Raw genomic sequence first — 1,070 nt, 5'->3', positions numbered from 1 at the left:
CCTGTCTTCCGCGGTTTTTTATTTGGTTTAAAAGTAGCTCTGACTATCAGCTTGTTATCTGAAATCATTTAGGTTTTTGGGTGTCCCAGAGCTTTTTTGACTTATATTTATGTTGATGTTTGTTCGACAAAAGAAGAATAAAAGTGGAGTGATCAGTGTTCAAGTCATTGATAAGAGCTCCGGCAAATACAAGGTGATAAAAACCTTGGGCAGCTCAAGTTCTATTTCCCGAGTAGAAATGCTCGTTAAAGAAGGAGAGCACTGGATTAAAAGCCAACTTGGGCAAACAGAGATTGATCTTTCCGGCACCCAGGATGCCTTCGATAAGTTTATTTCGAATATCCAGCAGGTTACGGTTGCTGGCACCGAGCTATTGCTTGGAAAACTTTTCGATGAGATCGGCTTTGCTAAGATTAAAGACGATTTGTTTCGAAAACTTGTTTTGTCCAGGCTATGCTTTCCAGTAAGTAAGGTACGCACTATTGATTATCTCAAAAAATATCATGGAGTTGAAATTGATGAGGACCGCATATACCGGTACCTGGATAAACTTTACAATAAGCAGAAAGATTTAGTCCAGCAGATTAGCTATCAACATACATTACGGATACTTAATAATCAAATGAGCATTGTATTTTATGATGTAACCACCCTTTACTTTGAAATCGATGATCAGGATGACTTGCGAAAGACTGGTTTTTCAAAAGAGGGACGGCATCAGAATCCACAGATTGTTTTAGGATTATTGGTAAGCGTTGGGGGTTATCCCTTAGCCTATGAAATATTTGAAGGGAATAAATTTGAGGGCCATACAATGCTTCCTGTTATTAATGCCTTTAAAAAGAAGCATAACCTTGATAAAATGATCGTAATTGCAGATTCTGGTCTTCTTTCCAGTAATAACATAAGTGATCTACAGCGTGAGGGATATGAGTTTATACTTGGAGCAAGAATAAAAAATTAAAAGCAAATGCTTCAAAAACAGATATTGAGTCTTAAACTAAAAAATGGAGAAAGCGCAATACTGAAAAAAGATGAACACACGAATTTAGTAATTAGCTACTCACTTT

General features: G+C 36.8%; 1 protein-coding gene. It reads left to right on the top strand.

Annotated elements, in window-relative coordinates:
- Window positions 1-109: 109 nt before the first annotated feature.
- Complete coding sequence (locus R2S57_RS30355) at window positions 110-964, top strand: IS1634 family transposase (RefSeq protein WP_316848656.1); 855 nt, start codon at window positions 110-112, stop codon at window positions 962-964.
- Window positions 965-1,070: the final 106 nt, after the last annotated feature.

The organism is Pedobacter psychrodurus, from assembly GCF_032678585.1.
GTDB lineage: Bacteria > Bacteroidota > Bacteroidia > Sphingobacteriales > Sphingobacteriaceae > Pedobacter > Pedobacter psychrodurus_A.
Note: the sequence above shows the minus strand (reverse complement) of the source record. Positions and strands in the feature narration are given on the sequence as shown.

Excerpts from the sequence above, each read along its gene's own strand:
- R2S57_RS30355 (WP_316848656.1), top strand. The coding sequence starts at position 110 with ATGTTGATGTTTGTTCGACAAAAGAAGAATAAAAGTGGAGTGATCAGT.